The following is a 17,794-nucleotide window of genomic DNA, read 5'->3' on the forward strand; positions in this document are numbered from 1 at the left end:
TGGTGTCGGTCATATCCGCTGACAGAGCATGACGACCTGGGCCGAAGACCGGTCCGCGCTGATCGAATGAGGAGTTTCATCATGGCAGGCACCAGTGCCCCTCCCGAGTCCGTCGACATCGTCATCATCGGAGCCGGGGTCTCCGGGGTGGGGTCGGCGTGCTACTTGCGGGACGCCTTTCCCGGTAAGAAGATCGTCGTCCTCGAGGGGCGTGGTCGAATCGGCGGTACGTGGGATCTCTTTCGCTATCCGGGCGTGCGGTCGGACTCCGAACTGCACACCTACGGTTACCAGTTCAAGCCCTGGAACCACGAGCACGCCATCGCGGACGGGCATCTGATCCGCGAGTACCTCGAGGAAACTGCCGCCGAGCACGGCATCGCCGACCTGATCCGCTATCACCACCGCGTGGTTTCGGCCGACTGGTCCAGCACCGAGGGGGCATGGACGCTCCGGGTCGAGGTCGCCGTCCCGGGCCAGAGGAAGAAAACCGTTGCGATCAAGACCAATTGGGTCTACGGCGCCACCGGCTACTACCGATACGACGATGGGTACACGCCGCATTTCGACGGGCGCGAGGACTTCGCCGGTGACATCCTGCATCCGCAGTTCTGGCCGGAGAACTACGACTACACGGGCAAGAGGGTGGTCGTGATCGGTAGTGGCGCAACCGCGATCACGATGGTTCCGGCGATGACCGCGGGACCCGGTGCGGCAAAGCACGTCACGATGTTGCAGCGCACCCCCACCTACGTCATGACGCTTCCACGTATCGACAAGGTGTCGCAGTTCCTCTACCGAATCCTCGGTCCGGAGCGGGGATATGCCCTCACTCGATTCAAGAATGTGTGGCGGGATTTCTTCTTCGTCGGTTATATGCTCAAGTTCCCGAACTCGGGGCGCAAGCTGATGCGCGACCTCACCCGGAAAGCGCTGCCCGAGGGCTACGCCGTCGATACTCACTTCAATCCGCCGTACCAGCCGTGGGAGCAACGGCTGTGCATGACCCCCGACGGCGACTTCTTCCAAGCGATCACCGAGGGTAAAGCCTCGGTGATGACGGGCACGATCGAACGCTTCACCCAGAGCGGTATCCGGCTGACTTCGGGCGAGGAGATTCCCGCGGATGTAATCGTCACCGCCACCGGGCTGAACCTTCGTATGTTCGGCGGAATCCCGCAGACGGTCGACGGACAGACATTCGATATCGGCGACAGCGTCACCTACCGCGGAATGCTGCTGTCCGGACTGCCGAACTGGTCCTTCGCATTCGGCTACACCAAGTATTCGTCGTGGACACTCAAGGTCGGTCTGACCGCGCAGTATGTCATCGAGCTGATCCGATACATGGAGGCACACGGCTACGACCAGGTCGTGCCGGTGGCCGAACCGGGGATGGCGACCGAGCCGCTGCTCGACCTCAATGCGGGCTATGTGACGCGGGCCGCGGATTCCCTGCCCAAGCAGGGCACCGCCTTGCCGTGGCGGATGCTCACGTCGTATCAGGCCGACAAGAGGCTGCTCAAGACGGCGGTCGTCGACGACCATCTGTTGTTCGGCTCTCGCGCTGATCATTCCGGCTTGGAACGAGCGGCGACCGCCGCCGATTCCGCGAGCAAGGCGCGCGTGCGATGAGCGCCGCGCCTGCGCAGAGCCGCATCTCGATCGGGGAGTGGGTACAGCGACAGCTCGGAATCGGGATGGGCCGGCTTCCAGCGTCGTTGCTGAAGCGGCTGGTCACCATACCGGTGAATGCCGACGGTGAGCAGATGTCTCCCGAGGTCGCGATGCTGATGTCGGCGATCGCCAAGGCCCCTGACTTCAGCGACCTCAGCCCACGGGAAGCGCGGGAAGCCGAACTGAAGGATGTTCGGATCTACGGCGAACGCCCGCTGCCGATGCGACTGGTCGAGGAACTAGACCTGCCCGGAGGCCTTACCGCAACCCGGTACCGCGCCGGCACCGCCTCCACCGGGCTCGTCGTGTTCTTCCACGGAGGCGGATTCGTCCTCGGCAGTACGGCCGCCTACGACGGCCCCCTGCGGTTGCTCGCCCACCACACGGGTATGGACATCCTGTCGGTCGAATACCGCTTGGCGCCCGAACATGCCTTTCCCGCGCCCCACCAGGACGCGCTGGTCGCCTGGGACTACGCGGTGAAGCAGTGCCCCTCGTGGGGCGTGCCGGCCGACCGTATCGTCGTCGCCGGCGACAGTTCGGGCGGAAACATCGCTGCGGTTCTCGCTCGCACGTTGCGTGGTTCCGCGCAGGAGCCCGCGCTGCAGGTCCTGATGTACCCGGCCACCGACCTCGCGGGCATGCGGCCCTCGCGACGAGAGTTCGCCGACTCACCCGCCTTGACTGCCAAGCAGATCGAGTGGTTTCTCGACCTGTACGCGCCGCGGGCGCTCGACCGTGCCGATCCGCAGGCATCGCCACTGCTCGCCGAGGACGTGACCGGTCTGGCCCCTGCTGTCGTGACTGTCGCAGGGTTCGATCCGCTGCGCGACGACGGCATCGCCTACGCCGCGAAGCTGGCCGACAGCGGCGTTCCAGTCGAGCTGATCAGGGAGCCGGGACTCGTTCACGGTTACCTCGGGCTTACCGCGCTCAGCGCGACCAGCCGAGATGCGCTCTTGCGGATCGCGGCATCCATAGTGCGGGCCATGACGTGACAGCGCACGATGGTCACCGCCTGCAACGTCGAGAGGTAACCGCGATGACTCGCGCATCGAAGTACGACGTGGCCGTGCTCGGCTGCGGGTTGATGGGCTCGGCACTGGCACGCCGGTTCGCATCCAGCGGACTGACGGTGACGGCCTGGAACCGCACGCCGAAAGGAGCCGAGGTACTCGTCACCGATGGTGTCGTGCCGGCAGCGACTGTCCGAGAGGCAGTCGAAGGGGCCGGCCTGGTGGTCGTCTGTATGTCGGATACCGATGCGGCTCTGACCACGCTCGATGCGGCGCCGAGTCTCGCCGGTCTGACGGTCGTCAATCTCAGCGATGGGACCCGCGAGGACATCGAGGGTTTGGTCGGCCGGCTCGATGAGCGCGGCGCCCGTCTCCTCGATGGAGCGACCTTCTGCTATCCGGAGCAGATCGGCGATCCGGGCGCGATGCTGGTCTTCTCCGGATCCAGGGCGATCTGGGTGGAGCATGAGCCCACTCTGAGGATGCTGGGCGGACGGACACGGCACCTGTCCGACGACATCGCGGCCGCGAAGGAGTTGTATCTGGGCAGCAGCAACTTCTTCGGGATCGCGCTGGCCGGGTTCGTCGAGTCGACGGCCTACCTTCTGCGACGCGGCCGGACGCTCGAGGAGATTCACGACACCACCGGGTATTGCCTCGACCTGTTGCGGCACGCCACCGAGGCGATGGCGTCGGCGATCGGGTCCGGTTGCCACGAGACGGACCAAGCTCCGATTCGTGTCTTCGCCGATGTCGCCGGCAAGGTGGTGGGAGAGTTGGACAGCGCCGGTGTCGACTCGACGGTCACGACGGCGTCGAAGCGCAAACTCGAAGCAGCGCAGCGCGCCGGTATGGGCCACCTCGGGTACTCCGCGCAGGTACTGCTTTAAGCATCAACTTCAGCAGGGAGGCGAGTCGGGCTGCCGCGACTCGCCTCTTTGCAGTTCGACCAGTGCCAGTGCTGTATCGACCGCGGCAGGGTTGTGAGCCAATGGGCGTGGCAGTAGCTCGTCCACCCGTGCGAGGCGGCGGTCGATCGTGTTGCGATGTGCGAACAACCGGTCCGCGGTCTTGGAGGTGTTGAACTGCTCGGCGATGAAAACCCGAGCGGTGTCGCGCAGCACCTGCTCGGCGGTTGCGAGTTCGCCGAGCGTATCGGCGACGAACTGCCGCGCCTCCGCGAGATCGTTCGTCAGCAGGGTGATGAGTTGCACGTCCTCGAAGCGGACCGCACGACAGCCGGACCGCAGGCGCGTGAGCAGTGCTTGGGCTGCGGCGGCGTCGAGGTGGCTGCGGCGAAAGCCGTGTACGTCGCGCTCCGGCCGTCCTACCGCGATCCGAACGTTCGGGAGGTCGGAGACGATCTGGTCGAGATCACCTGGTGAGGGGGCGGACCTGACCGGCATCCAGGTCCAAAGCGTTGCTGTTCCCGCGACAAGTGTCAGGCGCCGCGCGGCGCCGGTCGCCCGCATCACGCGCTCTGCGGCCTCCTCGATGCCGACGAGTTGATCATGGGTGTCGGCCCAGAGGATTGCGGCCACGTGGTGGCCGGTGAGCGCGTAACCGAGCTGAGCTTCGGCCCGAGGGCGTGTGATCGGAGCCCCTCTCAGCAGCAGTTGAACGGTCGCCATCCGTTCGGTCTCGGGCCCCTGAGCGAGTTCGGTCCGCACCTCGTCGATGTAGGCCACGACGGTTGCCATCGAATCATCGATGTAGGTTCCCAGGGAGTTGACGGATATCTCGACCAGCTGGCGAAGTTCCTCCTTGTCGTCTGTGGCGTCGAAGCAGAACCCGAGCCACGCCGACCATCCAACGCGCTGCGCGGCCCGCCACGCCTCGACGTCGTTGACATCCAGCCCGCGCAGAGCGAGGTCTCGCGCATAATGCCTGGTGTCCGGGATCATCTTCGGCGCTACCCGGCAGCCGGGATCGTCGATGTTGGCGATAAGCCAATGGGCCAGTGTGGATCGGACGAAGAGTCGATCGATCTCGGCGAGGTACGGGTTTTCGGCCAAGGCGCGCTCGCCCAGATTCCGCTGGCCCGCGGCCCACATCTCGTCGGCGATCTCGGCCACGTGATCCTGCATCTTGGTCGCAGCGGTGCGAAACAGCTCGCGTACCCGCTGCGAAGGCTGCTGTTCTTCGGCGTCCACCGTTGCCTCCCAAACCTTCTCCGGACGATCAGCGTATGCGGAAACGTGGTGGGCGTCACAGGTGCAAAGTGCATCGCGCGGCTGCTCAGCACGGTGGTCATTGGTGTAGGTCGCCACGCCATCCAGCAAGCAAGGTGTCCCTATATCCCCTTCGAAGGAGACGTCATGTCCGCTTCCAAGCTCGCTGTCTACAACCAGAAGCTGAATGAAATTTGTGCTGCCGTCGCGGCGCACGATCTCGAAAAGGTGCTCGATTACTTCGACGACGAGTGTGTTGTCATCAACGGCGCGGGCGCCACAGTGGGCGACAAATCGGCCCTGGTCCCCGGGTTCGAGGAAATGTTCGCGACATTTCCGGACTGGACCCCGCGGGTGGCCGCGTCTTTCCTGGATGGCGACACCATCGGCGTACTTTTCGAGATCACCGGGACGGCCTTCGGTTCCGGCCCGAAGGTTACCTGGATCGGCACCGGCTACTCGACGTTCGATCCTGGGACGTTGAAAATCGTTCGCGATGTCTATTTCATGGACGAGGCAGCCCTCGAGCAGAAGATCAGCGGTTGCGAGGCGGTCGGCTGAGCGGCTTCCCTCCGGGGCTGGCCACGGCTTCGCAGCCCGCTCCCAGTCGCGTCGATCGGTGACGAATAAGGGCCCCTGTACCGGCAGAGTAGCCGGCCAGGGGCCCCTATTCGTGTTCAGTGTCAGACCAGGCGGTCTGCGGACAGTTCGACTGCGGCCGCTACTGGCGTCCGATCTTTGCGTACGCTTGCGGCCGCGTCCGTTTGAGCAGGCGGGCCCACACGATGCCGGCCGCCAGGGCGCCGTAGAGCAGGGTCAGCATGACGGTGACCACGCCGGCGCTGTCACCGACGAGTACCCCGATGTTCTTGGTCGCCATGACCAGAACGCCGCCGAGACCGACGAGAGCAAGGCTCGGCGCGACGATCCGATGCCACATGGTGGTGTTCGCGGGCCGCTGGCGATTCATGAAGACGATGATGGCGACCGTCGTGATCGACAGGGAGAGGATGAAGCCGTATCCGGACCCGCCCGACAGTGGCGCGTAGACCGTTTTCGGGTTGGTGTCGACGAGGATCATGATCAGAGTCGCCACGGCTGCGACGGTGCTGACAACGAATGATCCGAGATGAGGTGACCCGTGCCTGTGATGCACCACGCCGAGGCGGCGGGAAAAGACTCCGTCGACTCCCAGGTTGAACACGTACCGGGACAGCACGTTGTGTAGGCCCAGCATCGACGCGAAGGTCCCGGTGCAGACCAGGACGGTAACCAGATCCGTCGAGACCGCGCCGGTGAAGGCGCGGAATGTGCCGAGCGAGGTACCGGTCGGGTCGAGCTGGGACTGGGCGACGGCGTCGGCTTCGCCGACGGCTTGGACGAAGGCCCACATCGAGAGGGCGTAGCCGATTCCGATGAGAGCGATGAACCAATACGTCGCTCGTGAAATGGTGCGGTCAGGGTCTTTCACCTCGTCCCGGAAGATGACGGTGACTTCGAACCCGGATAGGCACAGCATGGCGAACAGCAGGCCCAGTCCGACGTTTCCGGAAAAGATGTTGTGTGCTGTGAAGGAGTGCGCCGAAAGACCGTTTGCGCCGCCGCGACCGATCACCGCCGCGTCATAGGCGACGATCATCAGCCCTTCCAGCACCATGCACACTGTCAGTGTCCGCGCCGAGAATTCGACATTGAAGTAGCCGAAAACGCTCACCACGACCAGCACGAGCACCGCCAGCACCTGCCATGGGATATTCGGCCCGTGGAAGGTGTCGCGGACCAGAGATTGCAAGTAGTTTCCCAATAGTGAGTACCCGGCCACGTAGAGGAACCCGTAGCTGACGGTGGCAAGAAACGCCGCTCCGAGGCCGAGTTCTCGGCCGAGTCCCTTGGTCACGAACGAGTAGAACCCGCCGGGGTTGTCGATATGCTTGGACATTTTCATGAAGCCCGATGCGAAAAGGGCGACCAGCACACCGCACGCGATGAACGACGACGGTGCTCCGACGCCATTTCCGAAGGCGACCACCAAGGGGAGAAAAGAAACGACCGCGACGATCGGGCCGTTGAACGCCAACACTGCGAAGAGCAATTTGAACGTGTTGAGGCTGCCGCGCAGCTTGGGATCTTCTTTTGTGTCAGAAACACTCATAGGTGTTTCGTCGAATACGGTCATGGAAGCCTCGATACTTTCGTGGTGTCGAACGTGTGAACCGTGAAGGAAGTGAAGCCGAACCGCCACCGCCCACCGGCTGTGATGCGGGTCTCATTCTGATGAGGAAGAAGTCGGCGAGGTACGGCATAGTTACCCACAGTTTCGGATTTGGCGGTGCACTGTGCACCGTCATCTGGATCGCTGCGGTGCAAATCGGGACTATCTACGTTTAACGGACATCAATTAGTTGGGCAGCTGCTGCATTGTGCATCTCGCTGCTGTTCGGAAAATGCTTCTGGGCAAAAATCGTGAATGCCGCCATCGCAACGACATCGCACCCGGATGGAGTTCGATTGTCCCGAGATCTTCACAGTGCCCATTCGGGGGATATGCGTTCCGGCGATCATCCGCCATTGTCATGACTGGGTCGTGGGTCACCCACAAGATGGCTCGGCGCTTACACGAATCACTGAATCAGCACTCGGGAAGTGAAAAGCATGAAGAATGCACGAATCGCGACATCTGTCGTTGCCGGCACCGCCATGGTCGTTCTCGCCTGCGGCAGCGCACACGCCGCGCCGGGAGCGCCGACACCGACGCCTCCCATCGAGGTCGATATCGCCCCCGGAATCCACTATCGAGGGAGCGCCGCTGATCACTCCGTGGTCGTCGATACGCCCGTCGGATCGCTGACCACCCGCGGCGGTGACTTCCAAGTCCTCGACCACCAGGGATCTCTGGTCGCGGGCACGCCGATCACCGCGCCCGACGCGGCGCAGCCGGAAGACACCGCGCCCTCGACGGATACTGCGGCCGTGCGAGCCCCGCGGGCCGACATCACCACAAGCTCCATGGCGAGTTCGCAGACGACGCAGGCTGTCGACGCTCCGGTTGACGAACCGTCGCAACAGGCGCACAACGTCGACGCGAGCGCCGATTTCACTGGTGCTCTCGGTGTCGCCGCGACGCAATTCGGCCTCGCGACCGGCGTCGGAACGCTGGCCGGCGGAGTGATCGGAATGGGCGTCGGCTGTGTCGCCGGGGCGCTCACCGGTGGTTTCGTCGCGATTCCCACCGGGCCGATCGCGGCGCCGGCCGCCGCGTTGGGCTGCGTCATGGGTGCCAGCGTCGGAGCCGGGCTCGGCGGGGTGACCGGCGCCGCGGTGCTCGGGATCCCTGTCGGCATTGCGAGCGCTGTTCAGATGTACAACACCCTGCATGCAGCCGGGGACATCTGAGCGATCTCCTGGCCGTGGGACGCGGAGTGTGTTCTTCACGCCACCGAATAATTCTGTAAATCAACGACTTTGATGGCCGCAGAGTCCGGAAGGCGGCTAGCGAGCACCAGCGCGGGCATGAGGATGTAACGACGCCTCATGCCCGCGCTGGTCCGCTGTGCGCAGCCCGGCGCGGTGCATTATGCACCGCCACAGGGCGAATCTTGCGCTGAATTCACGTTGATCGGCCCACTGATCCAGAGCAGGTTGAGAGCCAGGCCACAGAAATCATCGGTCGTGCCGGCGTCAGTCGGCGGACCATGGCGATGGCTTCATCGGATCGACAGACAGGAGGGCTGAGCATGGCGGCAACGTCTGCCGTTCTGGCGGGGAGCCGAAGACAACAGGATGTCCTCGTCGTGGAAGAGCACGAGCTGATACAGGCGGGATTGCACGCGCTGCTGGCGCGGGAACCGTGGGTGGCGAATTGCTACAGCGCGACCTCGGCGGAAATCGCTTGGCAGCTCGCACTCCAACATCACCCCCAGCTCGTCGTGATCAGCATGTCGCTTCCTCTGCCCACGGGTTTCGAGCTGTGCAATGAGATCGTGCACCGTATTCGTGGCGTCCGGCTGGTACTTCTGTCCGCAGACGCGGACGTTGCGACGAGCGCGGCGCTGGCACATGGGGTGGTGCCGGTGGTGCCGAAATGGCTACCCTCCGCGCTGCTGCTCGAAGAAGTCAGGCGCGTCGCCAATGAACGTCATGCGACACGCAAGGAGTCCGTTGCAGTCCGACTGTCGAAACGTGAACGCGATGTCTTGCAGCATCTCGCGCTGGGCCTGACGAACTCGGAAATGGCCCAGATGATGAATCTTTCACGATGGACCGTCAAGCAGTACACGAGCGCGCTCTATCGAAAGCTCGGCGTTCGGAACAGGACGCAGGCTGCCCGGCATGCACAAGAGTTCGGAATCGCACGTGTCTGAGATGTCGAAAACTGTGCCGGCGCTGGACGGTGCGGTCGAGCATCGACCTGTAAACCATTGGGAGCGCGCACTATTGGAGTTCGCCACCGAATGGGCACCCTATGGCGGCAACGACGAGGAGGCCTTCGTACGGTTCGGGTTGTCCTCCCGGGTGTTTCACCAGCGGCTGCTGCACCTGCTCAATTCGCCGGCGGCCCGGACCCTCACCAACGCGACGGTTGCCCAACTACGGAAACAGTGCGCGAGCCGGCTGGATTCCAGCAGTCGGAGCACGCGTGAACGTCGCCCGCACGTACGGGAACAGGTATGCGAGTAGGTAGATCTGCTGTCGCTGAACATGCGTGCGCACGAAATGATTGCCGGGGTTATCGAAACCGGCGTTATCGCTCTCGAGGATGATCATGGACTATTCACTGAAACGACGACCGCGTGGTTCCCAAGCGTCGTATGCCGTGCGTGTGCCGTCGAACCGGTCGTCGCGAGTTGAACAGGTGGGCTCGACGGTCGTGACCTACGACTCGTCGTGGGTGCGCTCGGCGCTGAGCCAACTGGACTTTCTTCGTTCGCTGCGGTCGGTCGATACGGAAGTGGGTCCGGTTATCGAGTTCGCCATCCGCTGGGCGCCGTTCGGGGGCGCCGACTCGGGTGATCTGCTGGTCTCGTTCGGTGTCGGGCGCCGGCGTTTCGTGGAGATGGTGCGTGAGGGCCTGCGACTTCGCCCTGGCGACGATCAGGAAGTGCGATGGCTCAAGCGCGCACTTCGTGATGCTCTCGCCTCGGCATGGTTCATCGAAAGCCCTGTTTCGGCGAGATCGGTCCGGTGCTGAACGGCATCGGGGGAGAGTGGTTTGCGCGTGCAGGTGATGTGCACCTGCGGATCTGGCTGGGTGGCATCGCTTTCGACTATCGAGCCACTGTCGCAGCCGCGGAGCAACTCCTTCGCGACTGGCAGCGAAAGCGCTGGTGCGCAATCGAATTCATGTTCCGAACGGTTGAGGAACAACTTCCAGAGCGGCGGCTGCCGAATGAACGGCTGTTTCTCGGCCCGTGATCCGGGCGCGAGCCTGTTGATGGTTGCCGAGGTCGCTGTCGCGAGAAGAGGCTCTCGCGGCAGCGACCTCGGCCGGTGTCGTTGTCCTATGCGTTCGCTATGTGTGGACCGCAGCTGTGGAGACGACCTGCATCTCACCTGCGCCGTATTCCGCACGCAGGCGCTTCTTGTCGAACTTCCCGACGCTCGTTTTCGGTACGTGGGTGACGAACGCCCACAACTGCGGGAGTTGCCATTTCGCGAACTTGTCGGTGAGGGAATCTCGAAGCACGGCGGCTTCCGCGGTGGAACCAGGCCGCAATACCACGGCGACTACGGGGCGCTCGTCCCACTTTTCATCGGGGACGCCGAACACTGCGGCCTCGACGACGTCGGGATGGGCCATGACGGCGTTCTCCAGATCCACTGAGGAGATCCATTCTCCTCCGGATTTGATGATGTCCTTGGCCCGGTCGACGAGGGTCAGGTACCCGTCGGGGGTGATGGTGCCGATATCGCCTGTACACAGCCACCCGTCGCTGAATTTGTCTGCATCGACGCCCCCGCCGTCCGGGGCGTAGTAGGCGCCGGTGATCCACGGCCCACGAATGTGCAACTCGCCCATCGACTTTCCATCCCACGGCTGGATCGAGCCATCCTCGGCGACGAGGCGGCCCTGCACTGCGGGCGGGAAAAATCCTTGGCTGACCCGGTAAGGGAACTCTTCCTCGTCGGACAGGCCGTCCGGTGGCCGGGCGACTGTACCGAGGGGAGAGGTCTCAGTCATGCCCCACGCCTGCACGATTTCCACTCCGTGCTCGACCGCGAATGCGCGAATCATCTGCGGAGGAACTGCCGCGCCGCCCACGATGACACAGCGCAGATGAGTGATGTCTTGCGGCCGGTCTTCGAGGGCGGCGAGCACTCCGTTCCACACGGTGGGCACCGCAGCGGCGAAACTCGGGCGTTCGATGTCCATCATCTCGAGCAGGGCGGCCGGTTGCAGGAACCGATCGGGCATGATCAGCGACGCGCCCGACATCAACGCTGCGTACGGCAAACCCCACGCGTTGGCATGGAACATGGGCACGATTGCCAAGATGGTGTCGGCGCGAGAAATCCCCATCCCGTCGCGGGTGCAGGCATACATCGAGTGCAGCCAGTTCGAACGGTGGGAGTACACCACTCCCTTCGGGAGTCCGGTTGTTCCGGAGGTGTAACACATTGCGGCGGCGGAGGTTTCGTCGATTTCGGGGTATGGGTACTTGGTGGGCCGGCCCGCGAGCAGGGCGTCGAAGGAGTGCACCTCGACGCCACGCGGCGCCTCCAGGTCAGCCGGGTCGCCGCCCGCGACGATCACGTGCCGGACGGTCATGAGTTCGGGCAGTATCGCCGCGAAGGTACGCACCAGTGAGCCGTCCACGATGACCACCCGGTCGGCGGCGTGGTTGGCAACGTAGGACACTTGTTCGGGGAAGAGGCGGATGTTGAGCGTATGCAGCACCGCACCCATCGCCGGTACGCCGGCGTAGGCGATGAGGTGCTCGTTGTTGTTCCACATGAAGGTGCCCACGCGGTCGCCGGGCTGGACGCCGAGCGATGCCAGCGCATGCGCCAACTGAGCCGCCGCCGCACCGACTTGGGCATAGGTCAGCACCCGCGATTCGGTGCCCGTCCAGGTGCGGACGGTAGCGTTCGGGTGGGCCCGGCAGGCGTAGCGCACCAGTGTCGCCAGCAACAGCGGCTCGTCCTGCATGGTGCTCGGCATCGGAACGGGGAAAGCGGAGCCGCGCTCGGAGGTCGTCATCGGGCGGAGTTACTTCCTTCGGAGAGGGGATATCGAAGCACGACGGGCAGGAAGGGCGATGGCGCCCTCGGGCCCGTCGATTCAGCGTTGCCGATGCCGACGTGCCCCCACTACGGCACGATGCTGCAGGACCGAGAAGAAGAAGATGCAGGATGCACAATCCGCGGCTCGCGGGGGACCACGCCAGTGATCACGTTGTGTACGAACGACGGCCGGTCGCGTCACCGAGGACGGGGAGCGATGCGCGAGGGGATTTATCATCCCGGTGTGTTACGCGTGAACTGCGGTCATGTTGTCGGACGCTGCGGCGGACGGCAGCCCCGCTGCGAACCGTGCGTCTGGTTGTCCGAGCCCTTCCTCTGAGTGGGGACGGCTGGTGTGGCATCGACCTGTGACAGTCGTTGGTGGGCTGCGCCTGGCGAGCTCTGTGCTTGCTGAAGATTCGCTATTGGTTGAATTTGGGTGGGCTTTCGGGCGTGTCGAGACTGGGTGTCGGTTCATGTGTGGTTGTTTCGTGTTCCGCCGGCGGGGCGCATGGGTGTGCCGCGTTTGTGGAGTGCGTCTTTGATGGTGCTGGCGGGTGTGCCGGTCAGGCGGCTGCAGGAGACGAGGGAATGGCCGGCGAGATAGAGGTTTTCGAGGTGGTCGACGTCGGTCTCGGTGAGGGGTTGATGACGGCGGGTGACGCTTTCTCTGCTGAGTAAGGTCAGGACAGCGGTTTTTGAGATGTCGTATCGGGCAGCGAGTTCGAGGGTGGTTGCGCCTTCTCGGTAGGCGTGGACGAGTTGGTCGATGGTGTGGCGGGGGAGTCGGCGTTGGATGTTCCGGGCGGGCTTGGCCTGCGCCGGTGTGGCCGATTTCCGCGGCCGTCGCCCCGGTTCGGGATTGTCGGATTGGATTCCGGCGGCGAGGTTTTCGAGTTTGCGCAGGTCATCCCGTTTCGCGTAACGCCCAGCCAGGTCCACTTTGTTTATGCAGGTCAGTCCTGGTTTCCGGAATTCGGTGTCCATTCGTGCAACTTGCGTGCAATAGGGTGGGTCTTCGTGCCACTCACCTGATGGGGCGCATGGCTTTGTCGATGTCTTCCACGGCGATGCGCACCTGACCGCGAAATCTGTAGACGGTTTGGTCTCGGAAGAGCACGATCAGGTAAACCACTGGACATCAGAGGCCCGGGGCGGTTGGCGCTCGAAGTCGCACTTCCAGACCGAGCGCACTGACAGGTGGTACATCAGGCCGGCGCCTTAGCCGCGTGATCACATTACCCGCGCTTGCGGAGGTTCTCATCGGGGGTGGGGAGACGAGAAGCCGAAGGATTCGCGATGCCTCAATCCTCTTCGACTAGCTGGCCGTCCGCGATCATTCGACGGATCGTGTCTCGACTGACGCTGGCGCGTTGAGCAGGGAGGGAAGGCAGGGTCTAACTGCGCCGCAGTCCTGGATGCCTTCACCCGCCGCCTCGTGGGCTGGTCCATCGACTCCGGTGGTGTGGTGGACCGTGACGTCGCGATCCACAACTCGTTCGGTTTTCAGTCGATGGAACTTACGGTTGACCAGATCTCCTGCGGTCAGCCACACCGCGTAGGTTCTTGACCCGCGACGATGCCGGCAACCGACACATGCCGGCCGAGGTCATGAAGGACAGATACGGTGTGGGAGCAGACCTTGACGCCCATCGCCATCGTGAGTTCAGCGTAAATCCTGCGGTAGCCGGGGGTTCCTCGGGACGCGACGTGGATCTCGCGGATCAGCCCGGTCAACCCTTGGCGCCGCAACTGTGTCGATGTAGTCGGGCGCGGTTTGGGCTTGTAGTAGTTCTGCCGGGCGACCCCCAGCACTCGACAGCATCGGTCTACCGGTGCCCCGGCGGCGACGAGCCTGTCGATCACTGGATAGAACCGCCTTATGGGGCAGAGGTGTGCTCGATCGCGGTCTGCTTGGCGGATTTGCCTGTCCGGAACAGAGCGATCGCTCGGGTCCGGAACTCGGTGGGATAAGCGCGTGGCACGCGGGACAGCCTTTCGGTAAGGCTGTCAGCTAGCAACCCGAGTTGGAACCCAATCGGTGGGGCAGGTCAGTTTGTCACCTCTCCGTGCAGCAGCCCCGCTCACATCGCCGTTGAGGCTGCCTCGGCGACAGCCTTGTCCTGCTCTCCGGTGCCGCCGCTGACGCCGACGGCCCCGATGACCTGGTCATTTCGCCGCAGCGGCACACCGCCGGCGAAGATCATGATGCGCCCACCGTTGGAGGTATGGATCCCGTAGAACTGCTCGCCCGGACCCGCATCGGTTGCGAGGTCCTCGGTCGAGATATCAAGCGCTCGGGCGGTGAATGCCTTGTTGATCGAGATGTCGATGCTGGCGATCCATGCACCGTCCATCCGCACATGGGCTACGAGGTTGCCGCCGGCATCGACTACCGCGATATTCGACGGCGACTCGATTTCGGCGGCTTTGGCCTGCCCGGCGGCAATCACCCGCTGCGCATCTTCGAGGGACACTGAGGTCTGATTGATTGTCATGAGGCACCTGTCCCGGTCTTCGCGAACTGCTCGACGACGGCCTGACAGACCGCGAAGAGGTCATCGTGCGACCTGCGCGGGATCAGGCTGTCGTAGATCACGACCCCCTCGTCGACGACGTCGGCCTCGGCGTTGCGCAGGTCGGCCCGCAGACGCGGGCATGGGGTAAGCGTTTCGCCTGCCTCGATCGACTTTCGGAAGCCGACGAAGGGGCGTACGAACGACACCGCCGCTTCCGCGATTCGCAGCTTGTCCGTGTTCACCGTGCCACCTCGGAGCAGCAACGCATCGTAGACATCGACCGCGGCATCGGGTACGGCGTCGCGGTGTCGGTCGAGTTCGATTCTTTCGATCCCGTCGGCAGCCAATCTCGCGATCTGCTTGGCCTGCAGTGCATTCGCCATCGTTGCGCTCCTCTCGGTCCGGGCCGCCTCACGGATGCATGACGACCTTGGTCCATCCGTCGTCGCGGGCATCGAAGTGCTGATAGCCGGACTCGGCCTCGGCCAGCGGGAGTTCGTGAGAGACGATCCAGGACGGTTTGGCCCGGCCTTCATGGATCAGGTCACGAAGCTGGCGGTTGTAGTGCTTGACGTTGGCCTGCCCGGTTCCGGCCTTTTGACCCTTGAACCAGAACTTGCCCATGTCAAAGGCGATCCTGCCCTTCTTCTCCAGCTTGTCGGGCGCGTTGGGGTCTTGCGGCAAGAAGATGCCCACCACGCCGATGTGCCCGGTGAACCGCACCGAATCGACCAGCCGGTTCATGGTCATCGCCGAATCCTCATGTCCCTGCGGGTCATGGGCCTGATAGCCGACGCACTCACAACCCTTGTCGGCACCGCGCCCGTTGGTCTGCTCCAGCACCTGCTCGACCGGGTCGCCCTTCGAGTCGTCGATCGGTATGACGCCGATCTGCTCGGCCAGGCGCAACCGGTCTGGATGCCGGTCCACTATCATCACCTTGCTCGCGCCCTGGATCATCGCCGAATATGCAGCCATCAAACCCACCGGGCCGGCCCCGTAGACCACCATCGAATCGCCAGGCTGCATATCGGCCAGACGGGTGCAGTGCCAACCGGTCGGGAAAATGTCCGACAGCATCACATAGTCGGTTTCTTTGTCCTGAGCATCCTCAGGCAGCCGCAGACAGTTGAAGTCGCCGAACGGCACCCGCAAATACTCGGCCTGTCCGCCCCAGAATGGTCCCATCCCGGCGAAACCATAAGCGGCGCCCGCCATCTTCGGATCCGGATGCACCGTCAGGCAGAACGCGGTCAACCCTTCCTCGCAGTTTCGGCAGAAACCGCAACCGATGTTGAACGGCAGGCACACCCGGTCCCCGGTGGTGACCTTTACCACCGCATTGCCCACCTCGGCGACGATCCCCAGGTTCTCGTGACCGAGGACCATCCCGGGTTCCAGATCGGTGCGGCCCTCGTACATGTGTAGATCCGACCCGCAAATGTTGGTGCTGGTGATCTTTACCAGCACATCGGTCGGCTGCTCGATCCTCGCATCGGGCACATCCTTCACATGAACCTCACGCGGCCCGTCGTACACAAGCGCTTTCATCTCGATACTCCCTTGACATTCGGCGTTTCCGGTTGACGCCCAGCGTCCACAGGCGGTTACGTGTGAGCGACCGACCGAACGAACCGTTCTGCTGGGGCAGCCGACGCGACAGCGCACGCAACGGAAGAACACACCAAAACTAAGGCACACCACCATGTTTCGGGTCATCGACAAACTAGCAGTGGGTGCCTTCCAGGCGTCCCGTTCTCTCCACCCTGGAGTCTCCTCTTTCGACTCCGCGATCGCTAGGGGTTGACATCGGTCTCATTGATTTGTTCGCTCGGCTCCTTCTCTTCACCGGTCGATGGTGTGATGCTGGATCTATCCACCACCTCGAACAGGAGACCCGACATGGCCACCAAGGCGCTGCTGGTCCGACTCGAAGCCAAACCAGGCAAGGAAGACGCGGTCGTGGAATTCCTCCGATCGGCGCTGCCACTCGTCGAACAGGAGTCCGGCACGAAGCCCTGGCTCGCGGTACAGTTCGGCCCCTCGACGTTCGGCATCATCGACGCATTCCCAGACCAGGCCGCCCGCGAAACACATCTCAATGGGCCGGTCGGCAAGGCCCTCGGCGAACGCGCCGACGAACTCTTCGCTGCGCCGCCCGAAATCAGCAACCTCGACGTGCTCGCCAACAAGCTCTGATCCACCGCCTGGAAACAGCCCGCCCGCAAGCTCGACAGAACCCGCGTCACCCGCCCGACGCGAACTTCGGCACGCGAGTCCGCCGAACCTGTCGGATTCTTGGTGCGCAACGACGAGGTGGCGTTGGCCATGCAGCAGGATGACGATGCCTCGTCGGTGGAGTCCTCGCGCTGGTGGCCGCTGTTCCTGGCGCGAGCGGGCATGCAGCCCGTGACTCCCGGTGCTCCCGTGGCTACACTGTGTGGCGTAGTTGGCTTCCCACTTTCGACCTGTTGGGCTTTGTCACACCGCTCAGCAGTCCCGATCTTTCGTATCGGAGTTCTACTCGTGGAAGCACCGGAGTAGTGGCTGATGCCCGGAGTGCGCGCACCGGTCGCCTCGCGCGGGTTCCGGCACTTCTATGCTCCAGCCGGGGTGTGGACGCCACCGCCTCCCGCTCTGTCGACGCCTACAGGCGGATGTAGAACTTTCAGCGGTTGAGCCGTCCGTGAGTTCAAGCGGTTGACCGACCGGCCGGACACGAGCTGGTTCGCGCCAGCTCGGTGAACAGCGAATCATCGACGCCGAGGGGCGTGATGTCAGAGTCCGATCGTGGAACCTCGCCAATACGTCCGAACCAGCCTGCCCGGCAGGTAATGGCAACGTTCGGCAACTACGCCGACGCTGAAACCGCTGGCGACTGCCTCTCCGACCTGTATTTCACGGTCACCTGTATTTCACGGTCAACTGGCCATCGTCGAACGCGACATCGAGCTGGTCGATTAGGTCGTCGGCCGATCGAACTGCGGCCGGCGCCGCTGTGCGAGGTGCCGCCGCAAGCGGCTGCCGGCGCCCTGCTCGGTCTACTCATGTACGCGCCGCAGGGCGGTCGGCGCGACTTCACCTCAATCCAGTCATCACAACCACTCACTACGCAGTTCTCGCCGACGTCGAGTTCGCGGACGAAGTCGTTCGCCTGCTCACCGGCCGGACCGATCGAAAGGAATGAGCC

The 17,794-nt window shown here is 63.6% G+C and carries 17 protein-coding genes and 2 pseudogenes; 11 read left to right on the plus strand and 8 right to left on the minus strand.

Features of this window, described 5'->3' with window-relative positions:
- Window positions 1–81: 81 nt before the first annotated feature.
- The 3 genes from LKD76_RS11965 to LKD76_RS11975 are packed head-to-tail and all read left to right on the plus strand — an operon-like array spanning window position 82 to window position 3,583.
- Window positions 82–1,635 (plus strand): flavin-containing monooxygenase, encoded by a 1,554-nt coding sequence (locus LKD76_RS11965; protein ID WP_227981111.1) that lies wholly within the window; start codon window positions 82–84, stop codon window positions 1,633–1,635.
- Window positions 1,632–2,675 carry an alpha/beta hydrolase gene (locus LKD76_RS11970; RefSeq protein ID WP_227981113.1) on the plus strand — a complete coding sequence of 348 codons (1,044 nt, stop codon included), beginning with the start codon at window positions 1,632–1,634 and terminating at the stop codon, window positions 2,673–2,675. Before LKD76_RS11965 ends, LKD76_RS11970 begins: the two co-directional genes overlap by 4 nt.
- Window positions 2,672–3,583, plus strand: a complete 912-nt coding sequence (locus LKD76_RS11975; RefSeq protein ID WP_308188522.1) for an NAD(P)-binding domain-containing protein — start codon at window positions 2,672–2,674, stop codon at window positions 3,581–3,583. The genes LKD76_RS11970 and LKD76_RS11975 overlap by 4 nt, the downstream gene beginning before the upstream one ends.
- Window positions 3,584–3,592: 9 nt before the next feature.
- Here LKD76_RS11975 and LKD76_RS32145 read toward each other — a convergent pair whose 3' ends face one another.
- A complete protein-coding gene (locus LKD76_RS32145) occupies window positions 3,593–4,963 on the minus strand; it encodes a PucR family transcriptional regulator (protein WP_227981114.1) in 1,371 nt (456 codons plus the stop codon).
- Between the two features lie 48 nt (window positions 4,964–5,011).
- Here LKD76_RS32145 and LKD76_RS11985 point away from each other — a divergent pair, with 48 nt between their 5' ends.
- Window positions 5,012–5,425: a nuclear transport factor 2 family protein gene (locus LKD76_RS11985; protein WP_227981116.1), complete on the plus strand. Its 414-nt coding sequence runs from the start codon at window positions 5,012–5,014 to the stop codon at window positions 5,423–5,425.
- A gap of 160 nt (window positions 5,426–5,585) precedes the next feature.
- On the opposite strand, the gene LKD76_RS11990 is transcribed toward LKD76_RS11985, so the two are convergent.
- A complete protein-coding gene (locus LKD76_RS11990; RefSeq protein ID WP_227981117.1) occupies window positions 5,586–7,040 on the minus strand; it encodes an APC family permease in 1,455 nt (484 codons plus the stop codon).
- A gap of 476 nt (window positions 7,041–7,516) precedes the next feature.
- Between LKD76_RS11990 and LKD76_RS11995 the strand changes: the two genes are divergently transcribed.
- From LKD76_RS11995 to LKD76_RS12015, 5 genes are all read left to right on the plus strand, one after another.
- On the plus strand, window positions 7,517–8,257 hold the full coding sequence (locus LKD76_RS11995; RefSeq protein ID WP_227981119.1) for a DUF8020 domain-containing protein: 741 nt from the start codon (window positions 7,517–7,519) through the stop codon (window positions 8,255–8,257).
- 341 nt (window positions 8,258–8,598) lie between these two features.
- Window positions 8,599–9,225, plus strand: a complete 627-nt coding sequence (locus LKD76_RS12000) for a response regulator transcription factor (RefSeq protein ID WP_227981120.1) — start codon at window positions 8,599–8,601, stop codon at window positions 9,223–9,225.
- 1 nt (window position 9,226) lies between these two features.
- The gene (locus LKD76_RS12005; RefSeq protein ID WP_227981125.1) at window positions 9,227–9,541 is read left to right on the plus strand and encodes a DUF3263 domain-containing protein; all 315 of its coding nucleotides are present in this window, start codon (window positions 9,227–9,229) and stop codon (window positions 9,539–9,541) included.
- 85 nt (window positions 9,542–9,626) lie between these two features.
- Window positions 9,627–10,052, plus strand: a complete 426-nt coding sequence (locus tag LKD76_RS12010) for a hypothetical protein (protein WP_227981127.1) — start codon at window positions 9,627–9,629, stop codon at window positions 10,050–10,052.
- Window positions 10,046–10,276 carry a hypothetical protein gene (locus LKD76_RS12015; RefSeq protein WP_227981128.1) on the plus strand — a complete coding sequence of 77 codons (231 nt, stop codon included), beginning with the start codon at window positions 10,046–10,048 and terminating at the stop codon, window positions 10,274–10,276. Before LKD76_RS12010 ends, LKD76_RS12015 begins: the two co-directional genes overlap by 7 nt.
- A 97-nt stretch (window positions 10,277–10,373) precedes the next feature.
- On the opposite strand, the gene LKD76_RS12020 is transcribed toward LKD76_RS12015, so the two are convergent.
- From LKD76_RS12020 to LKD76_RS12045, 6 genes and pseudogenes are all read right to left on the minus strand, one after another.
- Window positions 10,374–12,023 (minus strand): long-chain fatty acid--CoA ligase, encoded by a 1,650-nt coding sequence (locus LKD76_RS12020; RefSeq protein WP_227985222.1) that lies wholly within the window; start codon window positions 12,021–12,023, stop codon window positions 10,374–10,376.
- A gap of 536 nt (window positions 12,024–12,559) precedes the next feature.
- Window positions 12,560–13,072, minus strand: a complete 513-nt coding sequence (locus LKD76_RS12025; protein ID WP_227981129.1) for a hypothetical protein — start codon at window positions 13,070–13,072, stop codon at window positions 12,560–12,562.
- Window positions 13,073–13,547: 475 nt separating this feature from the next.
- Window positions 13,548–14,070 (minus strand): annotated as a pseudogene (locus LKD76_RS12030) (IS3 family transposase); the annotation flags it as partial.
- 99 nt (window positions 14,071–14,169) lie between these two features.
- Window positions 14,170–14,583: a GlcG/HbpS family heme-binding protein gene (locus tag LKD76_RS12035; protein ID WP_227981131.1), complete on the minus strand. Its 414-nt coding sequence runs from the start codon at window positions 14,581–14,583 to the stop codon at window positions 14,170–14,172.
- The gene (locus LKD76_RS12040) at window positions 14,580–14,987 is read right to left on the minus strand and encodes a type 1 glutamine amidotransferase family protein (protein WP_227981133.1); all 408 of its coding nucleotides are present in this window, start codon (window positions 14,985–14,987) and stop codon (window positions 14,580–14,582) included. Before LKD76_RS12040 ends, LKD76_RS12035 begins: the two co-directional genes overlap by 4 nt.
- Before the next feature lie 28 nt (window positions 14,988–15,015).
- On the minus strand, window positions 15,016–16,155 hold the full coding sequence (locus LKD76_RS12045) for a glutathione-independent formaldehyde dehydrogenase (protein WP_227981135.1): 1,140 nt from the start codon (window positions 16,153–16,155) through the stop codon (window positions 15,016–15,018).
- 351 nt (window positions 16,156–16,506) lie between these two features.
- On the opposite strand from LKD76_RS12045, the gene LKD76_RS12050 reads away from it, so the two are divergent.
- Window positions 16,507–16,803: a putative quinol monooxygenase gene (locus LKD76_RS12050; RefSeq protein ID WP_227981137.1), complete on the plus strand. Its 297-nt coding sequence runs from the start codon at window positions 16,507–16,509 to the stop codon at window positions 16,801–16,803.
- A 575-nt stretch (window positions 16,804–17,378) separates the two neighbouring features.
- Window positions 17,379–17,791: pseudogene (locus LKD76_RS32150) on the plus strand (general stress protein).
- Window positions 17,792–17,794 lie beyond the last annotated feature (3 nt).

The sequence above is a fragment of the Nocardia spumae genome (assembly GCF_020733635.1).
GTDB classification, from domain to species: Bacteria; Actinomycetota; Actinomycetes; order Mycobacteriales; family Mycobacteriaceae; genus Nocardia; species Nocardia spumae.